This window comes from Xanthomonas sp. NCPPB 1826 (genome assembly GCF_056725285.1).
Map to the genome: position 1 here is coordinate 3,407,061 of NZ_CM161521.1, position 22,611 is coordinate 3,429,671.

The 22,611-nt window shown below is 65.9% G+C and carries 19 protein-coding genes and 1 other RNA gene; 7 read left to right on the forward strand and 13 right to left on the reverse strand.

Features of this window, described 5'->3' with window-relative positions; translation table 11 throughout:
* Positions 1 to 20 precede the first annotated feature (20 nt).
* The 4 genes from AC1PLA_RS14405 to gpmA all read right to left on the reverse strand — a co-directional run bounded on the left by AC1PLA_RS14405 (position 21) and on the right by gpmA (position 5,317).
* Positions 21 to 1,583 (reverse strand): phospholipase D family protein, encoded by a 1,563-nt coding sequence (locus AC1PLA_RS14405; RefSeq protein ID WP_481104815.1) that lies wholly within the window; start codon positions 1,581 to 1,583, stop codon positions 21 to 23.
* Between the two features lie 152 nt (positions 1,584 to 1,735).
* Positions 1,736 to 3,835, reverse strand: coding sequence for a M13 family metallopeptidase (locus AC1PLA_RS14410; protein WP_481104816.1), 2,100 nt, complete (start codon positions 3,833 to 3,835; stop codon positions 1,736 to 1,738).
* 249 nt (positions 3,836 to 4,084) lie between these two features.
* Positions 4,085 to 4,402, reverse strand: coding sequence for a hypothetical protein (locus AC1PLA_RS14415; RefSeq protein WP_024939360.1), 318 nt, complete (start codon positions 4,400 to 4,402; stop codon positions 4,085 to 4,087).
* A 165-nt stretch (positions 4,403 to 4,567) separates the two neighbouring features.
* Positions 4,568 to 5,317: a 2,3-diphosphoglycerate-dependent phosphoglycerate mutase gene (gpmA, locus tag AC1PLA_RS14420; RefSeq protein WP_016904068.1), complete on the reverse strand. Its 750-nt coding sequence runs from the start codon at positions 5,315 to 5,317 to the stop codon at positions 4,568 to 4,570.
* A gap of 103 nt (positions 5,318 to 5,420) precedes the next feature.
* Between gpmA and nfi the strand changes: the two genes are divergently transcribed.
* The 3 genes from nfi to AC1PLA_RS14435 all read left to right on the forward strand — a co-directional run bounded on the left by nfi (position 5,421) and on the right by AC1PLA_RS14435 (position 8,147).
* The gene (gene nfi, locus AC1PLA_RS14425; protein ID WP_481104817.1) at positions 5,421 to 6,134 is read left to right on the forward strand and encodes a deoxyribonuclease V; all 714 of its coding nucleotides are present in this window, start codon (positions 5,421 to 5,423) and stop codon (positions 6,132 to 6,134) included.
* A gap of 409 nt (positions 6,135 to 6,543) precedes the next feature.
* A complete protein-coding gene (locus AC1PLA_RS14430) occupies positions 6,544 to 7,434 on the forward strand; it encodes a pirin family protein (RefSeq protein WP_039519908.1) in 891 nt (296 codons plus the stop codon).
* Positions 7,435 to 7,685: 251 nt separating this feature from the next.
* On the forward strand, positions 7,686 to 8,147 hold the full coding sequence (locus AC1PLA_RS14435; protein ID WP_481104818.1) for a hypothetical protein: 462 nt from the start codon (positions 7,686 to 7,688) through the stop codon (positions 8,145 to 8,147).
* 91 nt (positions 8,148 to 8,238) lie between these two features.
* On the opposite strand, the gene AC1PLA_RS14440 is transcribed toward AC1PLA_RS14435, so the two are convergent.
* Together AC1PLA_RS14440 and AC1PLA_RS14445 are read right to left on the reverse strand one after the other, a co-directional pair.
* Positions 8,239 to 8,670 carry an OsmC family protein gene (locus AC1PLA_RS14440; protein WP_016905026.1) on the reverse strand — a complete coding sequence of 144 codons (432 nt, stop codon included), beginning with the start codon at positions 8,668 to 8,670 and terminating at the stop codon, positions 8,239 to 8,241.
* Between the two features lie 33 nt (positions 8,671 to 8,703).
* Entirely contained in the window at positions 8,704 to 9,561 is an 858-nt protein-coding gene (locus AC1PLA_RS14445) for a pirin family protein (protein ID WP_481104819.1), read from the reverse strand.
* Between the two features lie 229 nt (positions 9,562 to 9,790).
* On the opposite strand from AC1PLA_RS14445, the gene AC1PLA_RS14450 reads away from it, so the two are divergent.
* Positions 9,791 to 11,863: a carbon starvation CstA family protein gene (locus AC1PLA_RS14450; protein ID WP_481104820.1), complete on the forward strand. Its 2,073-nt coding sequence runs from the start codon at positions 9,791 to 9,793 to the stop codon at positions 11,861 to 11,863.
* A complete protein-coding gene (locus AC1PLA_RS14455) occupies positions 11,863 to 12,087 on the forward strand; it encodes a YbdD/YjiX family protein (protein ID WP_016904074.1) in 225 nt (74 codons plus the stop codon). The genes AC1PLA_RS14450 and AC1PLA_RS14455 overlap by 1 nt, the downstream gene beginning before the upstream one ends.
* A gap of 661 nt (positions 12,088 to 12,748) precedes the next feature.
* Here the strand turns inward: AC1PLA_RS14455 and AC1PLA_RS14460 are convergent.
* Positions 12,749 to 13,453 carry an HAD family hydrolase gene (locus AC1PLA_RS14460; RefSeq protein WP_181109524.1) on the reverse strand — a complete coding sequence of 235 codons (705 nt, stop codon included), beginning with the start codon at positions 13,451 to 13,453 and terminating at the stop codon, positions 12,749 to 12,751.
* Between the two features lie 240 nt (positions 13,454 to 13,693).
* Between AC1PLA_RS14460 and AC1PLA_RS14465 the strand changes: the two genes are divergently transcribed.
* Both AC1PLA_RS14465 and AC1PLA_RS14470 read left to right on the forward strand, forming a co-directional pair.
* Positions 13,694 to 14,458, forward strand: coding sequence for an ankyrin repeat domain-containing protein (locus tag AC1PLA_RS14465; protein WP_481104821.1), 765 nt, complete (start codon positions 13,694 to 13,696; stop codon positions 14,456 to 14,458).
* 36 nt (positions 14,459 to 14,494) lie between these two features.
* Positions 14,495 to 15,661, forward strand: coding sequence for a Tle-like phospholipase domain-containing protein (locus tag AC1PLA_RS14470; RefSeq protein WP_481104822.1), 1,167 nt, complete (start codon positions 14,495 to 14,497; stop codon positions 15,659 to 15,661).
* 180 nt (positions 15,662 to 15,841) lie between these two features.
* Here the strand turns inward: AC1PLA_RS14470 and AC1PLA_RS14475 are convergent, their stop codons facing one another.
* The 6 genes from AC1PLA_RS14475 to paoC form a co-directional block, all read right to left on the reverse strand.
* Positions 15,842 to 17,092: a DUF819 family protein gene (locus AC1PLA_RS14475; RefSeq protein ID WP_481106207.1), complete on the reverse strand. Its 1,251-nt coding sequence runs from the start codon at positions 17,090 to 17,092 to the stop codon at positions 15,842 to 15,844.
* A gap of 221 nt (positions 17,093 to 17,313) precedes the next feature.
* Entirely contained in the window at positions 17,314 to 17,529 is a 216-nt protein-coding gene (locus tag AC1PLA_RS14480) for a hypothetical protein (RefSeq protein WP_024939372.1), read from the reverse strand.
* A gap of 512 nt (positions 17,530 to 18,041) precedes the next feature.
* Positions 18,042 to 18,650 carry a nucleotidyltransferase family protein gene (locus AC1PLA_RS14485; RefSeq protein WP_481104823.1) on the reverse strand — a complete coding sequence of 203 codons (609 nt, stop codon included), beginning with the start codon at positions 18,648 to 18,650 and terminating at the stop codon, positions 18,042 to 18,044.
* Between the two features lie 609 nt (positions 18,651 to 19,259).
* A non-coding RNA gene (locus AC1PLA_RS14490) (sX9 sRNA) lies at positions 19,260 to 19,335 on the reverse strand.
* A 55-nt stretch (positions 19,336 to 19,390) separates the two neighbouring features.
* Positions 19,391 to 20,407 carry an XdhC family protein gene (locus AC1PLA_RS14495; RefSeq protein WP_481104824.1) on the reverse strand — a complete coding sequence of 339 codons (1,017 nt, stop codon included), beginning with the start codon at positions 20,405 to 20,407 and terminating at the stop codon, positions 19,391 to 19,393.
* Positions 20,404 to 22,611 (reverse strand): aldehyde oxidoreductase molybdenum-binding subunit PaoC, encoded by a 2,208-nt coding sequence (gene paoC / locus AC1PLA_RS14500; protein WP_481104825.1) that lies wholly within the window; start codon positions 22,609 to 22,611, stop codon positions 20,404 to 20,406. Before paoC ends, AC1PLA_RS14495 begins: the two co-directional genes overlap by 4 nt.

Below are 22,611 nucleotides of genomic sequence, written 5' to 3' on the forward strand. Positions count from 1 at the left end.
TGCACGCGCGCGCCGCGGAACTACAACTGCGACTCCAGCGGCAACCAGCCCATCACCGTCGCCGCACCACGCCGCCACACGCTGGCTGCCGGCTCCTGCGACCACACCTCGGGCGGTTGCGCCGCATCGTCGTGCCAGCGCAACTCGCCGTGCTCCAGGGTCACGCGGTAACTCACCGGCGCACCGATCTTGCGGTTGTAGACCTGTTCCAGTTGCGCGGCCACTGCGCGATCGTTGAACAGCAGGCCCATCTCGGTATTGAGGTTCATCGAGCGCGGATCCAGATTGAACGAGCCGATGAAGCCGCTGCTGTCGTCCACCACGAAAGCCTTGGTGTGCAGGCTGGCCCCGCTGGATCCGAACAGGCTGCCGTCCGGCTTGCCCATCGGCTTGAGCTCGTACAGGCGCACGCCCTGGGTGAGCAAGGGCACGCGGTAACCGGCATAGCCGCTATGGACGGCAACCACATCGTTTGCCGCCAGCGAATTGGTCAATACGCTGACGCGCACATTGCGCCGGCGCAACTGGCCGATCCAGCGCATGCCTTCCCCGCCCGGCACAAAGTACGGCGAGATCACCTTCAGCTCGCGCTGCGCACGCGCCATCTCGCCGATCAGGATTGGCGTCATCCAGTCCGCCTGCGGCGGTGCGCCCTCGGCCTTTTCCGGCGGGTCGGAGACGATGCGCGCCTGGTCCAGCCAATGCACCTGGCGCTGGCCCTGCGTCAATGCCTGCACGCTCGGCGACTGGCGCAGCCGCTCCACGTAGGGATGCGCGCGTGCCGATTCCAGGCCGGCGTCCAGACTGCCGCGCAATGCATCCAGTGCCTGCGGCTGCGCGGTCACCAGCGCGGCCAGCGGCAAGGCATTGGGGCTGTTCCAGTACGCATCGAACACCTGCTCGGCCTGGCCCACGGCCGGCCCCATCAATGCCGCGTCCATGTCCATGAAGTTGGTGTCGCGCGCCGCATCGAAATACTCGTCGCCCACATTGCGGCCACCCACCACCGCCATCCGGCCATCGGCAATCCAGGCCTTGTTGTGCATGCGCCGATTGATGCTGAACATGCGCAGCACCATCTCCACGCCGCGCATCAGCGTGCCTTCGCGCGCACGGGTGGGATTGAACAGCCGGATCTCGATCAGCGGGTGGCTGTCCAGCGCCGCCAGCACTGAATCGCTGCCATGGATGTTCATGTCGTCCAGCAGCAGGCGCACGCGCACGCCGCGATCGGCCGCATGCAGCAGCTCGTTGTGCAGCAGGTTGCCGGTGAAGTCCGCATGCCAGATGTAGTACTGCAGATCCAGGCTGCGCCCGGCCGCACGCGCGGTGAGCGCGCGCACCGCGAACGCGTCGACATTGTCGGGCAGGATCACCATGCCGGTCTGGCCGGCATGTGCCTGCTGCAGCGGCGCGACGACCCGATCGATCGGCGTGGCAATCGCCGTGGCAGGCAACGCATGGCTCACCGCACCGCGCTGACGATCGGCAAAGCGCCCGTAGCCGTACAACGACAGCACGCTGCCCAGCACCAGGATCAGTAAACCGATCCCGATCGCCTTGAAGATCTTTCGCCTTGTCACTGCCGCTTCCTGCCCTTCGGAGCGCGGCAGTCTAGACGCTGCACCGGCAGACCGATGTGCAGACGCAGCCGCAAGCAGGCTCTACAAAGCCGCTAAAAACGCGGCATTTGCAGCACGCGCGGTCGCAACCCCGCGTGCTGCAGTTGCGCCGATCACCAGATTGCAACGCGCTCTTTGTCCCCACGCACCATCGCATCGCCGGGCTTGCACTGGAATGCCTGCGCGAATGCCGGCATGTTCGACGGCGCGCCATTGGCGCGGAAATTGGCCGGCGCATGCGGATCGGTGTTCAGGCGCACGCGCAGTTCGCCGTCGGTGAAGTTGCGGCGCCACACCGTGGCCCAGTTCATGAAGAAGCGCTGGTCCTGGGTATAACCGTCGATATCCTTGCCGGCGTCGGGCTGTTCCTGCAACGCCATCTGCAGCGCGTCGTAGGCCACGGTGAGGCCGCCCAGGTCGCCGATGTTCTCGCCCAGGGTCAGCTTGCCTTTGACATGTACGCCGGGAATCGCCTCATAGCCGTCGAACTGCGCCACCAGCTGGTCGGTGCGCTGGGTGAACAGCTTGCGGTCCGCATCGGTCCACCAGGTATCGAAGTTGCCCTTGGCATCGAACTGGCTGCCCGAGTCGTCGTAGCCATGCATCATCTCGTGCCCGATCACCGCGCCGATACCGCCGTAGTTCAATGCCGGGTCGGCCTTGGGATCGAAGAACGGCGGCTGCAGGATCGCGGCCGGAAACACGATCTCGTTGCGCGTGGCGTTGTAGTACGCATTGACCGTCTGCGGGGTCATATGCCACTCGCGCTTGTCGACCGGCTTACCGATCTTGTCCAGCATGTAGCGGTAGTTGAATGCCTGCGCGGCCTGCATGTTGGCCAGGAATCCATCGCCACGGGTCTCCAGGCCCGACCAGTCGCGCCATTGATCCGGGTAGCCAATCTTGGGCGTGAAGCTGGCCCACTTCTCCAGCGCGCGCTGCTTGGTTTCCGCGCTCATCCAGTCGAGTTTTTCCAGCCGCGCCTTGAGCGCCGCCGAGAGGTTCTGCACCAGCTGCTGCATCTGCTGCTTGGATTCGGCCGGGAACGCGGACTGCACGTACAACTGGCCCAGGGCCTCGCCCATCGCCTCGTTGACCGCGTTCAAGGTGCGCTTCCAGCGCGGCAACATGTCCTGCTGGCCACGCAGCGTCTTGGCATAGAAGTCGAAGTTGGCCTGCTCGAACGGTTTGGCCAGATACGGCGCTGCCTCATCCACGCTGTGGAAACGCAGGTAGGCCTTCCAGGTGTCCACCGGCGTGTCAGCCAGCATCGCATCGAGCTCGGCGAAGTAACCCGGCTGGCTCAGCGAGAAGGTCCCGGCCGGCACCTTGAGCGCGCTGAAGAACGCCTGCCAGTCGAAATGCGGCGTGACCGCATTGGCGCCGGCCACATCGACCGGGTTGTAGCGCTTGGCCGGGTCGCGCAGTTCGATGCGCGACAGCGAGGCATTGGCCAGGCGCGTTTCGAACGCCATCACCGCCTTGGCCTGGGTTGCCGCCTGCGCTGGCGCAACGCCGGACAATTCCAGCACGCGCGCGATGTAGGCCACGTACTGCTCACGGATCTTGGCCTGCGCCGGATCGGTGTAATAGCCCTTTTCCGGCAGTCCCAGACCGCCCTGGCCCGCGTAGGCGATCATCTGTTCGGAATTCTTGTAGTCGGCATTGGCGCCGAACGAGAACACGAAGCCCTGGCCCTTGGCATAGCTATCGCGCAACCACGCGGCAATGGACGGCGCATGGGTCAGCGCATCGATCGCCTTCAGCTGTGGCTGCAGCGGCGTGATGCCGGCCTTGTCAATCGCCGCTTCGTCCGAGCCAGTGCGCCACAGGTCGGCGATCTTGGCATCCACTGAACCGGCCGACAGGTTGCCGCGCGCCAGTTGCTCCACCAGCGCGTGCTGGATGGTCAGCGAACGCTCGGCCAGCACTTCGAAACTGCCCCAGCTAGTGCGGTCCGATGGCACCGGATTGGCCTTGAGCCACTTGGCATTGACGAAGCCGTTGAGGTCCTGGCACGCGTTGATGGCCGGATCCAGGTCGTTGATGCCAAAGGCCACGATCGGTGCATCGAGCTTGGACACATCCACCCTGGTCGGTGCGGCCGGCGTTGCGGCCGGTGCCGGCTTGGCGCTGTCGTCGGAACTGCCACACGCCGAGAGCGTCACCGCGATGGCCAGCGCAAGCGACAGTGGCGCGAATTTGCTCAACATCTTTCCATTCTCCAAGGCAGACGACCGCGTCAGACGCAGTCAAAAAAGTAGGCAATCAGCGCAGACACACCAACCACACCATCATCGCAACGGCACCGCAACGCCCTGACGTCCGGTGCCGCGCCTTATCGAAGAACGCACAACGACCAACAAGACACTGCACGTCAGCTGGGCACGCGCGTGCCAGCGCCATCTACCGCCGCGGAAACCACCCAGCAGTCCGGCGCAGAAGCGCGCCATCGACTGCGGTCATTTGCGTGCGTACATTGGCGCCATCAGCAGATACACCGGATACGCCAGCGCCATCAGCACCAGCGCGACCTCATGCCCGGACGCTGCCTCCGCCCAGGATTCCATCTGCCGCGACGGCCCCAAAAAACCGAACATCAGCAGCGCCACACCCATGACGCAGATCAGCAGCGCCACACCGATCGCCGAAGCGGACACGCTGCCCCAGGCCAGCACCGCGAACGCCGCACTGCCACCGGCCAACAGCAGCCCCAACGTCACCAGATACGCGCGGCAGTAGGTGGCACTCATTTGTTGCCTTTTACGCTTGCTGGACATCATGTCTCCCCTGCAAGAACACACGCATGCGGTCATGCGGTACCTGTTCGATCCGCGAACAGGCACCGCCTGCGTGTCAAACCCGCACGCCTCACTAGAACGCGCGCTGCGAAACCCACACCACGCTGCGCGCCATGCACGCAGCGCAGCCGGCGGATGCGGCGATTACTTCGCCTTGCCCTGGTTGGCCACCGCTTCGGCGGCACGCTTGGCCGCTTCCGGGTCGCCCAGATAGCGGAAGCTTTGCACCTGCAGGTTGTCGTCCAGCTCGAACAGCAACGGGATGCCGGTCGGGATGTTGAGCTCCAGGATCTGCTCGTTGGAGACATCGTTGAGGTATTTGTACAGCGCGCGCAGCGAGTTGCCGTGCGCGGTCACCAGCACGGTCTGCCCGGCCTTCAACTGCGGTGCGATCGCGTCGTGCCAGTACGGCAGCACGCGCACCAGCGTGGTCGCCAGCGACTCGGTACCCGGCAATGCATTGCGGTCCAGCGTGGCATAGCGACGGTCGTGACACGGATGCCCCGGATCGTTGACGTCCATCGCCGGCGGCGGGATGTCGTAGGAACGGCGCCAGATCTTGACCTGTTCTTCGCCGTGCTTGGCTGCCGTCTCGGCCTTGTCCAGCCCCTGCAGGCCGCCGTAGTGCCGCTCGTTGAGGCGCCAGCTCTTGGACACCGGCAACCAGTCCTGGTCGAGTTCCTTCAACGCGCCCTGCAGCGTATGGATGGCGCGCTTGAGCACCGATGTGTGCGCCACATCGAACTGCAGGCCTTCGTCCTTCATCAGCTTGCCGGCCGCAGCGGCTTCCTGGCGGCCTTGCTCGGTGAGTTCCACATCCACCCAGCCGGTGAAACGGTTGTCCAGGTTCCATTGGCTCTGGCCATGGCGCAGCAGTACGAGTTTGCGGGTCACTACGGTTCTCCGATTGGGGGCCGATCAGCCTGCGATTGTAACGGCAGCCAGCGCATCGCAGGCGTGCACGACACCGCCACGCCCAGCGCGCGATGCTGCGGCCATGCAAACGATCGATCCCGTTTTTGCCGGTTGGGATGGCAGCGTCATCCAGGCGCGACAGTTGCAACAGCAACTGGCACATCGCGTGGTGCTGCAGGACCAGGCCGGCGCAACACCGCAGCTGCTCGCCGGCTTCGACGTCGGCTTCGAAGACGACGGCCAGACCACGCGCGCGGCCGCGGTGCTGCTGGATGCAGACACGCTGCTGCCGCTGGAGACGCATGTCGCGCGCGTGCCCACCTCGATGCCCTACGTACCGGGGCTGCTCAGTTTTCGCGAGCTGCCGGCCTTGCTGCAGGCGCTGGCACTGCTCTCGCGCCCCCCCGATCTGGTCTTCATCGACGGCCAGGGCATCGCGCATCCGCGCAAGCTCGGCATCGCCGCGCACTTTGGCGTGGTGACCGGCTTGCCCAGCATCGGCGTGGCCAAGCAACGCCTGGCAGGCAGCTTCGTCGAGCCGGGACCCGAGCGCGGCGACCACAGCCCGATCCTGCTGGGCGGCACGCAGATCGGCTGGGCGTTGCGCAGCAAGCTGCGCTGCAATCCGCTGATCGTCTCGCCGGGCCATCGCGTCTCGATGCAGGGCGCGCTCGACTGGACGCTGCGTACCTTGCGCGCCTATCGCCTGCCCGAACCCACGCGCCTGGCCGATCGGCTGGCCTCGCGGCGCGGCGAGATCGCCCTGGACACCGAGGCGCCCGCACAACTGTTCTAGCGCGCGGCAGTCAATCGCGATCGACACGCTGCGTGCCTGCAGCCGTCGTCCACGACGAACGAGCTCGGTGCGCTCGTGCTGGCCGCCAGCGCGCCATGCAACGACGTTCCAACGCGCGGCATTCGGCCTGGAGCGCATCGGCGCTAACTCTCTCGCAATCGACCGGTGATCCTTGCTGCGACAACACACGTCATCGTCGCGACAGATTTCATCCCTGCTGTCGCTGCGGCACATCGCTGCGCGCCGCTGGACTGCAATCGCGCGACACGCGCCGCTGGCCATTGAAAAACACGTCGCCGGCCTCGTACGTGACACTGCCTCCGGGACGATCTGTCTTGGTGGAGCGCTCGCCCGGCCGCGTGCGCGCATGCAAAGCTGGCGACCACTCCAGCCACCGCGAGCCGCCGCCATGACCACCTTGATCGCTCCCCGCGTGCACGACATCGGCGGGCTGGAAGTCCGCCGCGCCGTGCCCACGCTGCAGGCGCGCAGCGTCGGCCCGTTCGTGTTCGTCGACCATATGGGCCCGGCGGTGCTGGAGCCGGATCACGGCATCGACGTGCGTCCGCATCCGCATATCGGCCTGGCCACGGTCACCTTCCTGTGGTCCGGCGAGATCGGCCACCGCGACACATTGGGCTCGGACCAGGTGATCCGCCCCGGCGACGTCAACTGGATGACCGCCGGCCGCGGTATCGCCCACTCCGAGCGCACGCCCGGCCCCGAGCGCGCCCGCACGCATGCGCTGCACGGCATGCAGACCTGGATCGCACTGCCGCGCTCGGCCGAAGAAACCGCGCCCGCCTTCCATCACCACGCCGCCGCCAGCCTGCCGCAGCAACGCCGCGATGGCGTCTGGCTACGCGTGATTGCCGGCCGTGCGTACGGCGAGGAATCGCCGGTGCAGGTGTTCAGCGGCACGCTCAATGTCGCGCTGGATCTGCAGCCGGATGCGGAGATCGACCTGGACACCGGCCATGCCGAACGTGCGCTCTACATCCTGGAAGGCGAGGCGCAGCTGGATGGCGCCGACGTGCCCGCGCGCCACCTGATCGTGCCCTCGCCCGGCAGCCGCGGGCGCCTGCGCGCCAGGACGCCGCTGAAGGCGATGCTGCTCGGCGGCGAGCCGCTGGACGGCCCGCGCCACCTGTGGTGGAACTTCGTCTCCAGCTCCAAGGAGCGTATCGAGCAGGCCAAGGACGACTGGCAGGCCGGTCGCTTCGGCAGCATTCCCGGCGACGACAAGGAATTCATCCCGCTGCCGGAAACCCCGGCGCCCAAGCCGGTCAACTACCCCTGACCGCAGTCTGCGGCGCAAGCGCCGCCCAACCCACCCAGGTCTCGAAACGGAAGTGCCGGTGCGCACGACCGATTGCAGCCCGGCCTGCGAATTGCGCTTGAGCTTGCAGCCACACCTGTGGTAGTGATGTCCCCATAGGTTGGGGACAGGTTGCGTGCGGGCACAGCCGGGCGGGGAGCGCACAGGCTGATGCGGCGACACGCGCGACGACGCTGTCCCTGCGCAGACATCCAACGCCGGGGAACACTTGAATGAAGTCCGCATCCTGCCTTGTCGGCCTGAGCCTGTTGCTGGCCGCCGCCACCGTTCACGCCCAAACCTCACCGGTCTGCCCGCCGCTACCGCCAGCCTCCGGGCTGCAGTGGAGCGAGCTTGCGGGCGCGGACTATCTGGTCTGCAAGGCCATGACCGCCGACGGTCGCCAAGTGGTCGGCGTAATGCTGACCACCCGCGACCCGGCGATGACGCTGGCGCGCGACCGACGCGCGGAGAAAGGCCAGATCCAGCAGGAGGATTTCTACTGGTACAAGCTCGACCTGGGCGGCCGCGAACTGCCGGGCATGGAATCGCGCCGCGTCACCGTGGTCGAGCTGGGCAAGAAGCGCTACGCGCAGCTATGGATCGACGGCGCCGATACCGAGGAACTGGCCTCGATGCAGTCGCTGGTGCAGAACATGGACCTGCAGCCGGCCAGCCTGGCACTGCAGCGCTGAGGCAAGCGGTCGTGACGCGCCAGGGCATGCCGACCTGACGCGGTCTTTCAGGCGAGCCGGCGGAGCACCCGCATGCGGCTCGCCTGCGCTTTCAAACGCCCGCCGCCGCACCTGACGCGTCGCCGTCGCCCTGCAATGCCGTCTCGATCCGCACCTCGCCGGTGAGCAGGCGATGGATCGGGCACTTGTCGGCCACCTCCAGCAGGCGTGCACGCTGCGCATCGTCCAGCGTGCCTTCCAGTTCGATCTGCCGCGTGATCCGCGTGCCTGCAGCGCCGCGCTGGGTGTAATGCAGATGCACATGCACCGCCGTCAACGGCCACTGCTTGCGCGCGGCCACCATCGACACCGTGATCGCGGTGCAGGCACCCAGGGCACCCAACACCTGCGACTCCGGATCCGGCCCGGCGTCGGCGCCGCCGTTGGCCGGCTGAGTGTCGCCGCTCCAGCTGTGTTGACCATCGTGGATGCTCACGGTGTACGGCACCGCGCCGGTGCTGACACTGACGGGCCGGTCACTCATGCCGCGACCCCGCGGTGGCTGGAGCGCGCCGGCTCAAAACCGGCCTTCCTGGAAATCGACGAAGGCCTGCATCAATTCCTGCTTGGTGTTCATCACGAACGGGCCGTGCCGCATCACCGGCTCGTTGAGCGGGCGGCCCGCCACCAGGATCAGCTGCGCACCGTGCGCACCGGTCCGTAGCGTCAGGCGCTCGCCGCCGCCGAGCACCGCCAGTTCCTGCGCCGGCAGCGCACGCGCGGCATCGCCCTCGCCCACCGTCACTGCGCCTTCGAACGCATAGGCAAACGCGTTGTGGCCGCTGGGCAGCACATAGTCCCAGGCCGCATCCGGTGCCAGTGCGATATCCAGGTACACCGGTTCGGTGGCCGGTTGCACGATCGGGCCACGCACCTCGCCCACCGCGCCGGCGATCACCTTGACCGTGACGCCAGGCGCCGGCTGGGCGACCGGAATGCGTTCCGGGGCGTACTCCTGGTATTTGGGGTCGGTCATCTTGTCGCGCGCCGGCAGGTTCACCCACAGCTGGAATCCGCGCATGCGCCCGGATTCCTGCTCGGGCATTTCCGAATGGATCAACCCGCGCCCGGCGGTCATCCACTGCACGCTGCCCGGGGTCAGCAGACCCTCGTTGCCATGGTTGTCCTTGTGGCGCATGCGCCCGTCGAGCATGTAGGTCACCGTCTCGAAGCCGCGGTGCGGATGGCTGGGAAACCCGGCCAGGTAATCCTCGGCCTTGTCGGTGCCGAACTCGTCCAGCATCAGGAACGGGTCCAGGTCCGGCAGCTGCTGGGTGCCGATCACGCGGGTCAGCTTGACTCCGGCACCGTCGGAGGTGGGCATGCCACGGATGGTGCGCAGCACGTGTGCCGCTGCGGTGGTGGTGGTGCTCATCGACCTCTCCCTGCGTGAATGACTGGCTCGAATAATGGATGCAGCCGGCACGCGGCCCAACCGCGACCGGCGCAACCGATCGTTCCAAAACCCGCCGGCACCGCCGCGCGATCCGGCAGGCGGCGCCAAGACGCTCTACAACTAAAGTTTTACCCCGGCCCGGAACGGCACCATTGACCCCGGGCGGGCAGAGGGTGACCCTTGGGTGAATCGTTCCTGAGGGGCATGCATGAAAGGGTTCTCGAAGCTGGCCTGGGGCGCGCTGGCGCTGCTGGCCGCGTTCTGTCTGGGCACCGTGGCGCTACGCCGCGGCGAACACATCAACGCGTTGTGGATCGTGGTGGCGGCGGTGTCGATCTATCTGATCGCCTACCGGTTCTACAGCCTGTTCATCGCCGACAAGGTGATGCAGCTGGACGTCACCCGCGCCACGCCTGCGGTGGCCAACAACGACGGCCTGGACTACGTGCCCACCAACAAGCACGTGCTGTTCGGCCATCATTTCGCCGCGATCGCCGGTGCCGGGCCCCTGGTCGGCCCGGTGCTTGCCGCACAGATGGGCTACCTGCCCGGCCTGCTCTGGCTGGTGGTCGGCGTGGTGTTTGCCGGCGCGGTGCAGGACTTCGTGGTGCTGTTCCTGTCCAGCCGCCGCAACGGCCGTTCGCTGGGCGATCTGGTGCGCGAGGAAATGGGCCAGGTGCCCGGCACCATCGCCCTGTTCGGCGCCTTCCTGATCATGATCATCATCCTGGCGGTGCTGGCGATGGTGGTGGTCAAGGCGCTGGCGGAAAGCCCGTGGGGCATGTTCACTGTCATCGCCACGATGCCGATCGCGCTGATGATGGGCGTGTACATGCGTTACATCCGGGTCGGCAAGATCGGCGAGATCTCGGTGGTCGGCCTGATCCTGCTGCTGGGCGCGATCTGGCTGGGCGGCAAGGTCGCGGCGGATCCGAGCTGGGGCCCGGCATTCACCTTCACCGCCAAGCAGATCACCTGGATGCTGATCGGCTACGGCTTCGTCGCGTCGGTGTTGCCGGTGTGGCTGCTGCTGGCGCCGCGCGATTACCTGTCCACCTTCCTCAAGATCGGCACGATCCTGGCGCTGGCGATCGGCATCCTGGTGGTCATGCCGGATCTGAAGATGCCGGCACTGACCCAGTTCGCGTCCACCGGCGACGGCCCGGTCTGGAAGGGCGGCATCTTCCCGTTCCTGTTCATCACCATCGCCTGCGGCGCGGTTTCCGGTTTCCATGCGCTGATTGCCTCGGGCACCACCCCAAAGCTGCTCGCCAACGAAGGCCACATGCGCTACATCGGCTACGGCGGCATGTTGATGGAATCGTTCGTAGCGGTGATGGCGCTGGTGGCCGCATCGATCATCGAGCCGGGCATCTACTTCGCCATGAACAGCCCCGCTTCGCTGGTCGGCAGCGACACGGTGGCGGTGGCGGCCAAGGTGTCCGAATGGGGCTTTGCGATCACGCCCGATGTGCTGGAAGCCACGGCACGCGACATCGGCGAGCACAGCATCCTGGCACGCGCCGGTGGTGCGCCCACCCTGGCGGTGGGCATTGCGCAGATCCTGCACCAGTTGCTGCCTGGCGAAGACACCATGGCGTTCTGGTACCACTTCGCGATCCTGTTCGAAGCACTGTTCATCCTGACCGCCGTGGACGCGGGGACGCGTGCGGGCCGTTTCATGTTGCAGGACCTGCTGGGCAACTTCATCCCGGCGCTGAAGAAAACCGAATCGTGGGCCGCCAACATCATCGCCACCGCCGGTTGCGTGGCGTTGTGGGGCTACCTGCTCTACTCCGGCGTGATCGATCCGTTCGGCGGCATCCAGACCCTGTGGCCGTTGTTCGGCATCTCCAACCAGATGTTGGCCGGAATCGCGCTGATGCTGGGCACGGTGGTGCTGTTCAAGATGAAGCGCGACCGCTACGCCTGGGTCACCCTGGTGCCGGCGGTGTGGCTGCTGATCTGCACCACCTATGCGGGGCTGATCAAGATCTTCGACAGCAACCCGGCGCAGGGCTTCCTGGCGCAGGCGCACAAGTACCAGGACGCCATCGCCAGCAACACCATCACCGCGCCGGCCAAGACGGTGGCGCAGATGCAGCAGATCGTCACCAACGCCTACGTCAATACTGGGCTGACCGTGCTGTTCCTGTTCGTGGTGGGTTCGATCCTGATCTATGCGATCAAGACCATCGTGATTGCACGCCGCACTCCGCAGCGTAGCGACCGCGAAACTCCGTACGTGGCCTTGCAGCCACACCAGATGGCGGACCTGTAATGGGCACCCAACTCGTTCTCGCCAGCCAATACCAGGTGCATCGCCGCATCTGGCGGCGCCTGATCCAGACCGCACGCCTGTGCTGCGGCATTCCCGATTACGACAACTATGTGCGCCACATGCTGGAAAAACACCCCGACAAACCGGTGATGGACTACCCCACCTTCTTCCGCGAGCGCCAGGACGCGCGTTACGGCGGCAAGAGCGGGTTTCGCTGCTGCTGACCGGATGACCGGATAGGTGGCGAGTCGGAACGCAGCAGGGCGCGATGCGAATCGCGCCCTGCTGCGTTGATGGCTTGGGGTTGGTGCAGGGCCCTTGCCCGCCCACCGTCGCGGGACACGCCGCAAGTACGTCCTTGTAGGCTCTTACGCGGCATCCATGCCGCGTAAGGTCCCGCGACGGTGGGCGGGCAAGGACCAGTCGAGAGAGTCGGTGTGCGTGGTTGCAAGCAGTGCATGAGGTGCATTGGTCGGATCGGTGTGCGTCGACCAGCGTCTCACCACGCCATCGCGAGCCCAGTTGTGGACGGACTTTCAGCACGCAACCCACAAACGTCTCGTCTGCCACCCTAAGCCGAGCGACAAGCTCTCAAGAAAGCAACCGACCAACTTTCTGGTGCGGTGCTTTTGCCGGTTGCGGGACCGTGTGGCGGCATGGATGCCGCCACCGAGCCTACACGGACGTCCTTGCGGCGTGTCCCGCAAGTGGTGAGGGCACCGCGCGCTCGATGGACCAAGCCTTTGACGGTCTCCAAGGCACGCTATGACGCAACAGCCCTGTCATTGCAGGTCGATTGCACGGTCTGGCCCGGTCGGTTGCAGAATGAGAGGGCTGCGATTGCGCCACCATCGACACGCGTCCAAGACGTACTGCCGGCAGCTCTCAGCTAGCGCGTTTTTGCGCCAGCCGCTCGAACAACGCAGGCAGCTCGCGCATATCGTCGAACACCCCCAGCACACCGATGCGACGCAGGGTGTCGGCGTGGCCCTGCGGAATATGGCTGGCGCCGGTAAATCCCAGCACCTGCATGCCGGCCGCCAATGCGGCAGTCGCACCGGTGGGGCTGTCTTCGATCACCAGGCAGCGCTCCGGCGCAACGCCGAGGGTGCGTGCGGCCAACAGATAGACATCCGGCGCCGGCTTGGGCCGCTCCACCATGTCTGCACTGAAGATGTGCCCCGCCGCGCGTGCGGTAAGCCCCACCCGTTCGACCGAGGCGATCACGTTATGACGGCGGCTGTTGGAGGCCACCGCCAGCGGCAACGGAATCTGCTCCAATGCATCGCGCACGCCGGCAATCGGCTGCACCTCGGCCTTGATCAAGGCTTCGCTACGCGCCTGGATCTGTGCCAGCAAAGTCTCTGGCAGCCTTACTGCGAATTGTTCCTGCACGCGCAGCAATACCTCACGCGTGGTCTGCCCGAACGTTGTGCCGAGCAACTGCTCCAACGCTTCGGCCGGCACGAAGGCCGCCAGCGCCTCGCGCATTACCCGATCGGCCAGTATTTCGCTGTCGACAAGCACGCCATCGCAATCGCTGATCAGTAATTCGTAGACCATTGCACCCATCTGCTCGCAAAGCACCATTATGCCGGCCGTCTTGTGACCGTTGGCTGTGGCGGAGTGCCTGCGCGCGTGAGACTCATCGTGATGCATCGGCGACATGCCGACACCACGACGACAAACGGCCTCAACAACTGAAACCTGCGGCGCCGGCATGTCACAAAATCTTACCGCGCGTCGTCCAGACAGCTGGTAGGATCGGCCCGGCTGCGGAAGGACACACCGCAGTGCCACCAGGAATGCGATCAGGAGAAGGAGATTTCGATGCAGACGCGATTCCCCACCCTGCTCGTTCTTGCGACCTCGTTTTTCGCGGTCTCATGCACCGCCTCGCCCGGTGCCAAGGAGCAAACCACCATGTCAGCTACGCTGCAGGACCACACCGTCGCCTTCCGCGACCCCGGCCTGACCGACATCGCCAACGCCATCGCGCACGGTGATGTCGCCCAAATCCGCGCACTCGCACCGACAGTCGATCTCGCCGCACACGGCGATCAGAACGTCACCTTGCTCGAGTGGGCGATCTGGAACGAACAACCCCGCGCCCTGGCCGCCTTGCTCGATGCCGGCGCAGATCCGTCGTTGCCGGGCATGGACCAGGAAACGGTCGTGCATATGGCGGCCATGGCGAAGGATGCGGAATACCTGAATATCCTGTTGCAGCACAAGGCGCCGGTCGATGTGGTCAGCGCGCGCGCCGGGTGGACGCCGTTGTTCCGCGCCGTACAGAGCAAGCGCGATGCGCAGATTGCGTTGTTGATCCAGGCAGGCGCCGATCTACAGCGCGTCGACAATACCGGCAACAGCGTGTTGCATCTGGCCGCACAAAGCGGCGCGGCAAGCCCGGCAGTGCTGCAATTGCTCAAGGCCGGGGTGGATCCCACGCTGCGCAACGCGCAACAGAAAACCTTCCAGGCGTATTTCTTCACCACCCCGGACCGCCTGCTCAATGCAGCCGGCCAGCAGGCCAGGTCGGACGTGCGCGCATGGTTGAGCGCCCACAACATTCCCGTGGAAAGCAGCCGCTAAGCGGGCTTTTCGCACGACGAACGCAAGGAGCCGCGCATGAGCCCGTCAAATTCCTCGTCCACCCCATTCGCAGAGGCGATGCGTGGACAGCAACCGCAGCCGGAAGACCGCCAGTTCCCGGGGGTGCTGCAAGACCTCTACGCCACTGCCTCGCAGCGACGCGAAGGCAGCGCCGAAACCTTTGCGCCCCTGCCCAACGGCTGGACGCGCATGGATGACAGCACGCTGCAACGGGCGGGCATCGACCCCGGCCTGCTGCACGATGCCAAGAGCGGTTTCGATGCCGCGTTCTACCGCAATGAGCAGGGCCAGGTGGTGCTCGGCTTCTGCGGCACCGACGAAGGCAAGGACTGGAAGCACAACCTTGGCCAGGGCCTGGGCTTCGACGACGCGCAATACGCGTCTGCCATCCAGCTCGGCAGCCAGGCCAAGCAGGCGTTCGGCGACCAGGTGGTGATCTCGGGGCATTCGCTCGGCGGCGGCCTGGCGGCCGCTTCGGCGATGGTCAACGACATCCCCGCCGTGACCTACAACGCCGCCGGCGTCAACGACCGCACGCTGGAACGCCAGGGCCTGGATGCCTCGGCAGCCAAGGAGTACGCCAGCAGCGAGTTGATCCGCGGCTACCACGTCAAGAACGAGATCCTCACCCATCTGCAGGAAGACAGCATCCCGCTGAAATGGGCGATGCCCAATGCGGCCGGCCACCAGATCGAGCTGCCGGAACCGGACCCGTTGTCGTTCGGGCAGCGCCTGGTGCCCGGCAGAATGTTGATGCACCGCATGGACCTGCACGGCATGGACTCGGTGATGAAGGCGCAGGAGATGCAATCGCCCGGGCAGGCGCAAGGTGCAGGCAGCCAGTTGTTCAACGACGCGGTGGTGCGCCTGGATGGCCAGCGCGAACGCCTGGGCCTGCGAGACGACACCGCGTTTCTCAACACCGCCGCCAGCGTGGCCGCGCGTGCAAGCAGCGACGGCCTGCAGCGGATCGACCACCTGGTGCCCAACCGCGACGGCGACAGCCTGATTGCGGTGCAAGGCCGGATGGACGACCCGGCGCATCTGCGAAGCCATGTGCAGACCGCCTCGGCGGCCAACGAGCCGGCGCACGGCAACGTCGATCAGCTGCAGCAGCACAATCAGCAGCAGTCGCAGCAAAGCACGCAGCAGGAAGCGCAGCGGCGCGGCCTTCAGCAGTAATCATGACCGGGCACTGGCTCTGGCCAGTGCCCGCCTCAAGGCTGACAACACCTCGCAAGCGCTCGTCGAAGGGATGCAGCCAGTACATCCGGCACTGCGCCAATGCGTGATACCGCCAAGTAACCCCGGCATGTTTTGCCACACCTTCCCGACGACTACACCGACCGTGCGACTGCTCGGTCAGCCCGCTCCCGCCATCGCACGCAAGGTGATGCCGACCAGATAGGCCAGGTACGTGCCGGTGGCGTAGCCCATCGTGCCCAGCAGCACGCCAACCGGCGCCAGGGCCGGGTGGAACGCGGCGGCCACCACCGGCGCCGAGGCCGGCCCACCGATATTGGATTGCGAGCCGATCGCGAAATAGAAGAACGGCACCCGCAACAGGCGGCCCAGGCCCCACAGCAACCCGACATGCACCGCGATCCAGATCAGCCCGAGCAGGAACAGCCAGGGCCGGTCCAGCAGCGCCAGCAGATCCATCTGCATGCCGATGCAGGCAATCAGGAAATACAGCAGCAGTGAACCGATCTTGGAGGCCCCGGCCCCTTCCAGCGTGCGCGCGCGGGTGAAGCTCAGCAGCAGGCCGATGCTGGTCGCCAGCACCACCACCCACACGAACGGCGTGTCCAGGCTGAACTGGCTGGACCAGCGCAGATTGGCCTTGCACCATGCGGCCAGCGGACTGGCCAGCGCGTGCGCCAGCCCGACCCCGCCGAACGCCACCGCCACGATCACCATCAGATCGGCCAGGCTGGGGATGCGCGCGTGTTCGGCCTGGAACCGCGCCATGCGCTCCTGCAGCGCATCCAGCGCGCGGGTATCGGCGCCGCTGCGCGCATCGATGCTGCGCGCGCGCCCGGCCAGGAAGATCAGCGCCGCCATCCACACATAACCGACGCCCACATCCACCACTGCAAACTGCCCGAAGGTGGTGGCATCCACATCGAACACCTCGCGCATCGCCAGCATGTTGGCCCCACCGCCGATCCAGCTGCCCGCCAGCGCGGCCATGCCGGCCCAGGTATCGCCGGCCACCGTGGCCGGATGCACCCAGCCCATCCCCCAGAACGCCACCACCGCGCCCAGCATGATGCTCAGTGACGCGCCCAGGTACATGGCGACCAGCTTGGGCCCCAGTCCCAGGATGGCGCGCAGGTCGATGCTCAGCGTGAGCAGGATCAGCGCGGCCGGCAGCAGCACGTCGCGCGCGATCGGGTTGTACAGGCGGGTATTGGCACCGTCGATCAGGCCGATGGTGTTGTAGATGCCCGGCAGCAGGTAACACAGCAGCAGCGCCGGCACCACGGCGTAGAAGCGTCGCCAAGGCCCCTGCTCGCGCGAGGAGGTCCAGAACACCGCTCCCAGTGTGGCGGCGATCAGGCCGAAGACCACGATATCGTTTTGGATCAAGGCAGAACCGGCGGCATTCACTAGGGGCGACATTCTCGACAGGGGCCGCCAAGGTGCGGATCGCAGCAAGAATGGCCGATCGGTCGCGTCCAGTCGACTGGATCTGCGGGCGACTCCCGGCGTGACTGCAAGGCCGCCGGCTGGCGCATTGGGCTAGGGTTGCCGGGTGCGTGTGATCGGCCACCCTGCCCTGACGGGATAGTCAGCGTTTCCCCTGCGATCCCTGCAAGAAGATCGCTCGGTCAGCCGTAGCGACGTACCACGCGCTCGCCTTCGGCGGTCTTCAACACCACGCCACTGGGCTGACCGGTGGTCATGCAATGCAGCTTGGCCATCAATTCGGCATTTTCCAGCGCGCCCTGCTCACGCAGATAACGCAGCGGCGACCACTGCGGCCGGGTCACCCACCAACCGCCCTGCTCGGGATGAATACGCACAACATAACGAGACTCGTCCATCAGGGCCTCCGGCCAGTAGATGCAGCGATAGAACGACGGAGGTGGGCAGCGCGGAATGGCGCAGCGCACCAGCGATGGGAGTGCCGGGGTCCCGTTCGGGATGCCGGCGTGCCCTTACTCAAGGGGCCGCGGGAGAGTGGCCTGGGGCCCCGCGTCCGGCATAGCCAGCATGTCTTTTCGCCTATGCCAACGCCGTCGGGCGGACACTGGCATGAAGGTAGGAAAATTCTTACGTGACACCGACCGGAGCTGGCGCTAAATTCGCGCTCGAGCGGCGAACAGACGTCGCAGCTGGCCGTCAACGGGCGCAGACGGCGCGGGGGAATTCGTCGCTCTTGGAGATGCCTCGGGGGAGGGGTCGCATGCATCTGCTCAGGAAGTTCCAGTTTCCGGTCAAGACCGCGATGGTGGTGGGCTATGTCCTGGTGATCAGGGAAGCACTCTTGCTGTGGTCCTGAGGCAACCCTGCCACCAGGCTGCCGGATAGCGCGTCAAGCACCCGTCACGGTGTCTCAATCCGCGTCCACCCAGCCACGCTGTTGCGCTGCGACCAGGTCGGCGGGCGTGTCCACGTCCAGCGCGAGCGCCGGAGCGCTGACGCAACCCAAGCTCTGAACGTCCAGGCCGGCGAACAAGCCGCGCAGGCCGCTGTCGCCGTGGAGCGGCACGTCGGCCCAGGCCGCGTGAGTGACCACCGCCGGGATGCCGCGCACACCGGCGTACCCGCTGGTGGCGCATCCGGATGCGGCCCGGTCCGCTTCTTCCAGCAAGGCGCGCAGATGCGGCGTATCCAGCGCGGGCTGGTCGCACCCCAGAATCAGGCTGCGCCTTAGCGATGTATCGTCCTGCACATGCTGGCGCAGCGCCGCCAGGCTGGAGCCCATGCCGGCGGCCCAGTCGGCGTGACGTAACACTTCCACCTCCAGGCCTTGCAGGACCCCGGTCAACGCGTCGGCATCGGCGCCCAGCACCACCACGCAGCGGCGCGGCGCCGTCTGCAGTGCGACGCGTGCGAAACGCCGCAACAACGGTTCGCCGTCGCGCAGCAGCAATTGTTTGGAGCGCCCCAAGCGACGTCCTGCACCCGCGGCGAGCAGCAGCGCAACGTGATCGCTGCTCATGCGTCCGATGCCATAGCGCGCGGCGAGCGATGGCGCGATGTGCGCAGCATCGGGCACGCATCAACGAGCGCATCGCGCCGGGTTGCGTTGAGAGGGCCGGCAATGACTGGCGACGGCAATCGAGCTGCGTCGCAGGAGACGTCGTCGTAGTGATCAAGTAATTCGGTCATGGCGACGTGGCGTGCATATTGGGGATGCGCCAGCCTAAAGAGGTAACTGTGCGCGCGGAGTGACTAAATGCAGCGCATTCCCCGATCCAGATAATGACGCTTTCCTACGTCTACAAACCGACCGGCGTGCATTGCACTGCTACGCAAGCATGACGAAGAAACATGCGGAGCTGCGGTAGCGCTGCGCTCAGGACGGCAGCGACTGATTTCCAGCGCTGGATGGCGCAGTTACCTGCAGAAGTGCGGATCACAAGAGCATGCCTTAAAAGGCATATCAAAAATTACTTACTCTCCAGATTGCTACTTTTCAGCACCAGAAACTTCATCGGCAACCACGCGCCCACCCTGCTGGTGACTGCACATTGAAATTCATATCGAAGTTAATGCAAACGCGCGATTGCAGTGCCCTGCCCGTTCTCACGGCGGTACGGCTTGGAGTGGCTAACGGAACGTAGCGAGCAGTCGCCAAGCGAGTACGGATGGCGCGGAGCAATCGCAGTGTACGAGTGGTACATACGACTATTGGCCGCGCCCGCACGGCGGTGCGCGCAGTCGTGTTGGTGGCCGTTCTTAGCCAGCCGACGCAGCAGCAGCCTGCCCATCGGCGACCGCCTGGGTGGCTTCGGCAATGATGCCCAGTGCAATCGTGTGCGGGGAGGAGCGCCCCATGCGCCAGCCTGCCGGCAACCGCAATCTGGCCAGCGCGGCATTGTCATGCCCAAGCGCACGCAGTGCCTGCAGGCGTGCTTCCCGCTTCTGGCGACTGCCCAGGATGCCGATGCAGGCGACCCCGGAGGCAAGCCCGCGAGAGGCGACCTGCAGGTCGCTGTCGCCGTCATGCGCCAGGCTGTACAGCGCAGTGTCCGCATCCAGATGCAGATCCTGCAGCGCGTCGCCCAAAGCACGGCGATCGTAATGATCCGCGGCCAGGCCGGGCGGTGGTTCGCTGGGACCATGCGGCCGCAGCACACGCACCTCGATACCCATCTGGCTGGCCAGCGACACCAGCACCAGCAGCGCGGGATCGGCACCGACCAGTACCAGCCGCAGCGGTGGCCGATGCGTACGCAGGAATTCGTCCGGACGCAGGTCGTGCGGGCTGACCGGGTAACGGACGGCGCCGGTGCTCCGATCCAGCGCGACATGGAACGGACGACGATGCTGGCGCGCATTGCGCCAGCGCGCCAGATGCTCGCCCAGGTCCTGGACCGGCCAGACCAGCACGCCGATACGACCGCCGCAGCTGAGCTGGATGTCCAGCACCTGGCTGCCTTCGCCGTAGTCCAGCCAGCGCGGTATGCCGTCGCGCAAGGCGGCGATGGCTTCGTGCGCCACTGCCGCTTCCACGCAGCCGCCGGAGACGTAGCCGGCCACCCGGCCGTCGGCACTGATGGCCATCTCGCTCCCCAACGGGCGCGGCGAGGAGCCTTGCACGTCGATCAGCGTGGCAATGGCCACGCGCTGCCCCGCCCGATGCCAGGCGGTCAGCGTCGGCAGCAGGTCATCGTGCAGGGCATAGCTCGGCCATGCCGGCCACGCCGGCTCGGCCGGCGCTGCATGCGTGATCGGGGCCACCACCGCACTCACGCGCGCAGCAACTCGGGCAGATGCGGGAGCAGCTTGTCCAGCGTCACCGGGTAATCGCGGACGCGCACGCCGGTGGCGTTGTAGACCGCATTGGCGATCGCCGCCGCCACGCCGCAGATGCCCAGCTCGCCGACACCCTTGGCCTTCATCGGCGATGACATCGGGTCGCTTTCTTCCAGGAAGACCACTTCCTGATGCGGGATGTCCGCATGCACCGGCACTTCATAACCGGCCAGGTCGTGATTGACGAAGAAGCCCAGCCGCTTGTCCACCGCCAGCTCTTCCATCAGCGCCGCACCCGCGCCCATGGTCATGCCGCCGATGACCTGGCTGCGCGCAGACTTGGGGTTGAGGATGCGTCCGGCCGCGCACACCGCCAGCATGCGGCGGATGCGTACCTCGGCGGTGGCGATATCCACGCCGACTTCGACAAAGTGCGCGCCGAAGGTGGACAGCTGATGCGTCTTGGACAGCTCGCCAAACTCGATCTTGTCCTCCACCACCAACGCGCCATTGGCCGCGGCATCACCGAGCGCGATGCGCTTGCCGCCGGCACGCACATGACTTTCGGCGAATTCGGCCTTGGCCGGGTCCAGCCCCAGCTGCTTGGCCACGGCTTCGCGCAGTTTCACCGCCGCGGCATAGACACCGGCTGTTGAACTGTTCGCACCCCACTGGCCGCCGGAACCGGCCGAGGCGGGAAAGCTGGAATCGCCCAGGCGCACATCCACCCAGTCCAGCGGCACGCCCATCATCTCTGCAGCGGTCTGCGCAATGATGGTGTAGGAGCCGGTACCGATATCGGTCATATCGGTTTCCACCACCACACGGCCGCCCTGCTCCAGCCGCATGCGTGCGCCGGAGGTCATCACCGGCGCGTTGCGGAATGCGGCCGCCACGCCCATGCCGACCAACCAGCGACCATCGCGGTTGCTGGCCGGCTTGGCCTTGCGCTTGGACCAGTCGAAACGCTTTGCGCCATCCTCCAGGCACTTGACCAGCTGACGCTGCGAGAACGGACGCTGCGGGTTTTCCGGATCCACCTGGGTATCGTTGACGATACGGAACTTGACCGGATCCATGTCCAGTTTCTCGGCCATCTCATCCATGGCCACTTCCAGCGCCATCAGACCCGGCGCTTCGCCCGGCGCACGCATCGCGTTGCCTTCGGGCAGATCGAGCACCGCCAGGCGCGTGGAAATCAGCCGATTGGCGCCGGCATACAGCAACTGCGTCTGCGCGGCCGCGATTTCCGGGCCGCCCTCGGGCAGGTCGCCGGACCAGCTCTCGTGCGCGATCGCGGTGATCTTGCCATCGCGCTGTGCACCGATACGGATGCGCTGCACGGTGGCGGGGCGGTGCGTGGTGTTGTTGAAGATCAGCGGCCGCGGCAGCATCACCTTGACTGGGCGTCCGACCTGGCGTGCGGCCAGCGAGGCGAGCACCGCATCGGCACGCAGGAACAATTTACCGCCGAAGCCGCCACCGATATACGGCGACATCAGACGCACGTTTTCGCGCGGGATACCCAGCGTCTTGGCCAGATCACCCGCGCTCCAGTCGATCATCTGATTGGAGGTCCACACGCTCAGCTTGTCGCCTTCCCACATCGCGATCGATGCGTGCGGCTCCATCATCGCGTGCGAATGATCGGGCGTGGTGTATTTGGCATCCAGCTGCACCGGCGCTGCCACGAAGGCGCTATCGAAATTGCCGACCGCACTGTTCGGCGCCCCGCCCTCCTTGGTGACCTTGGCGCCATCGCGGGCCTTTTCCAGATCGTAGGTACCGACGTGACGACCGTAGTCGACCTTGATCAACTGGCCTGCGGCACGTGCCTGCTCGAAGGTTTCGGCCACCACCACCGCAATGGCCTGGTGGTAATGCTGGATCTCCGGGCCGCCAAGCAGTTTGGCCGTGTTGTACTTGCCTTTCTGCAACTTGCCTGCGTTTTGCGCAGTCACGATGCCGAGCACGCCCGGCGCATTGCGCGCGGCGCTCAGATCGATGCTGCGAATGCTGCCCTTGGAGATGCCGGCGCCAACGATATGGCCATAGGCGGCACGGCCAGGCAGATCGTGATGCTCGTACGCATATGGCGCCTGCCCGGTGGTCTTGAGCGGACCGTCGATACGATCGACCGGCTTGCCGACCACCTTGAGCTGGTCGATGGGATTGGTACTGGCGGGAGTGTCGAATTTCAT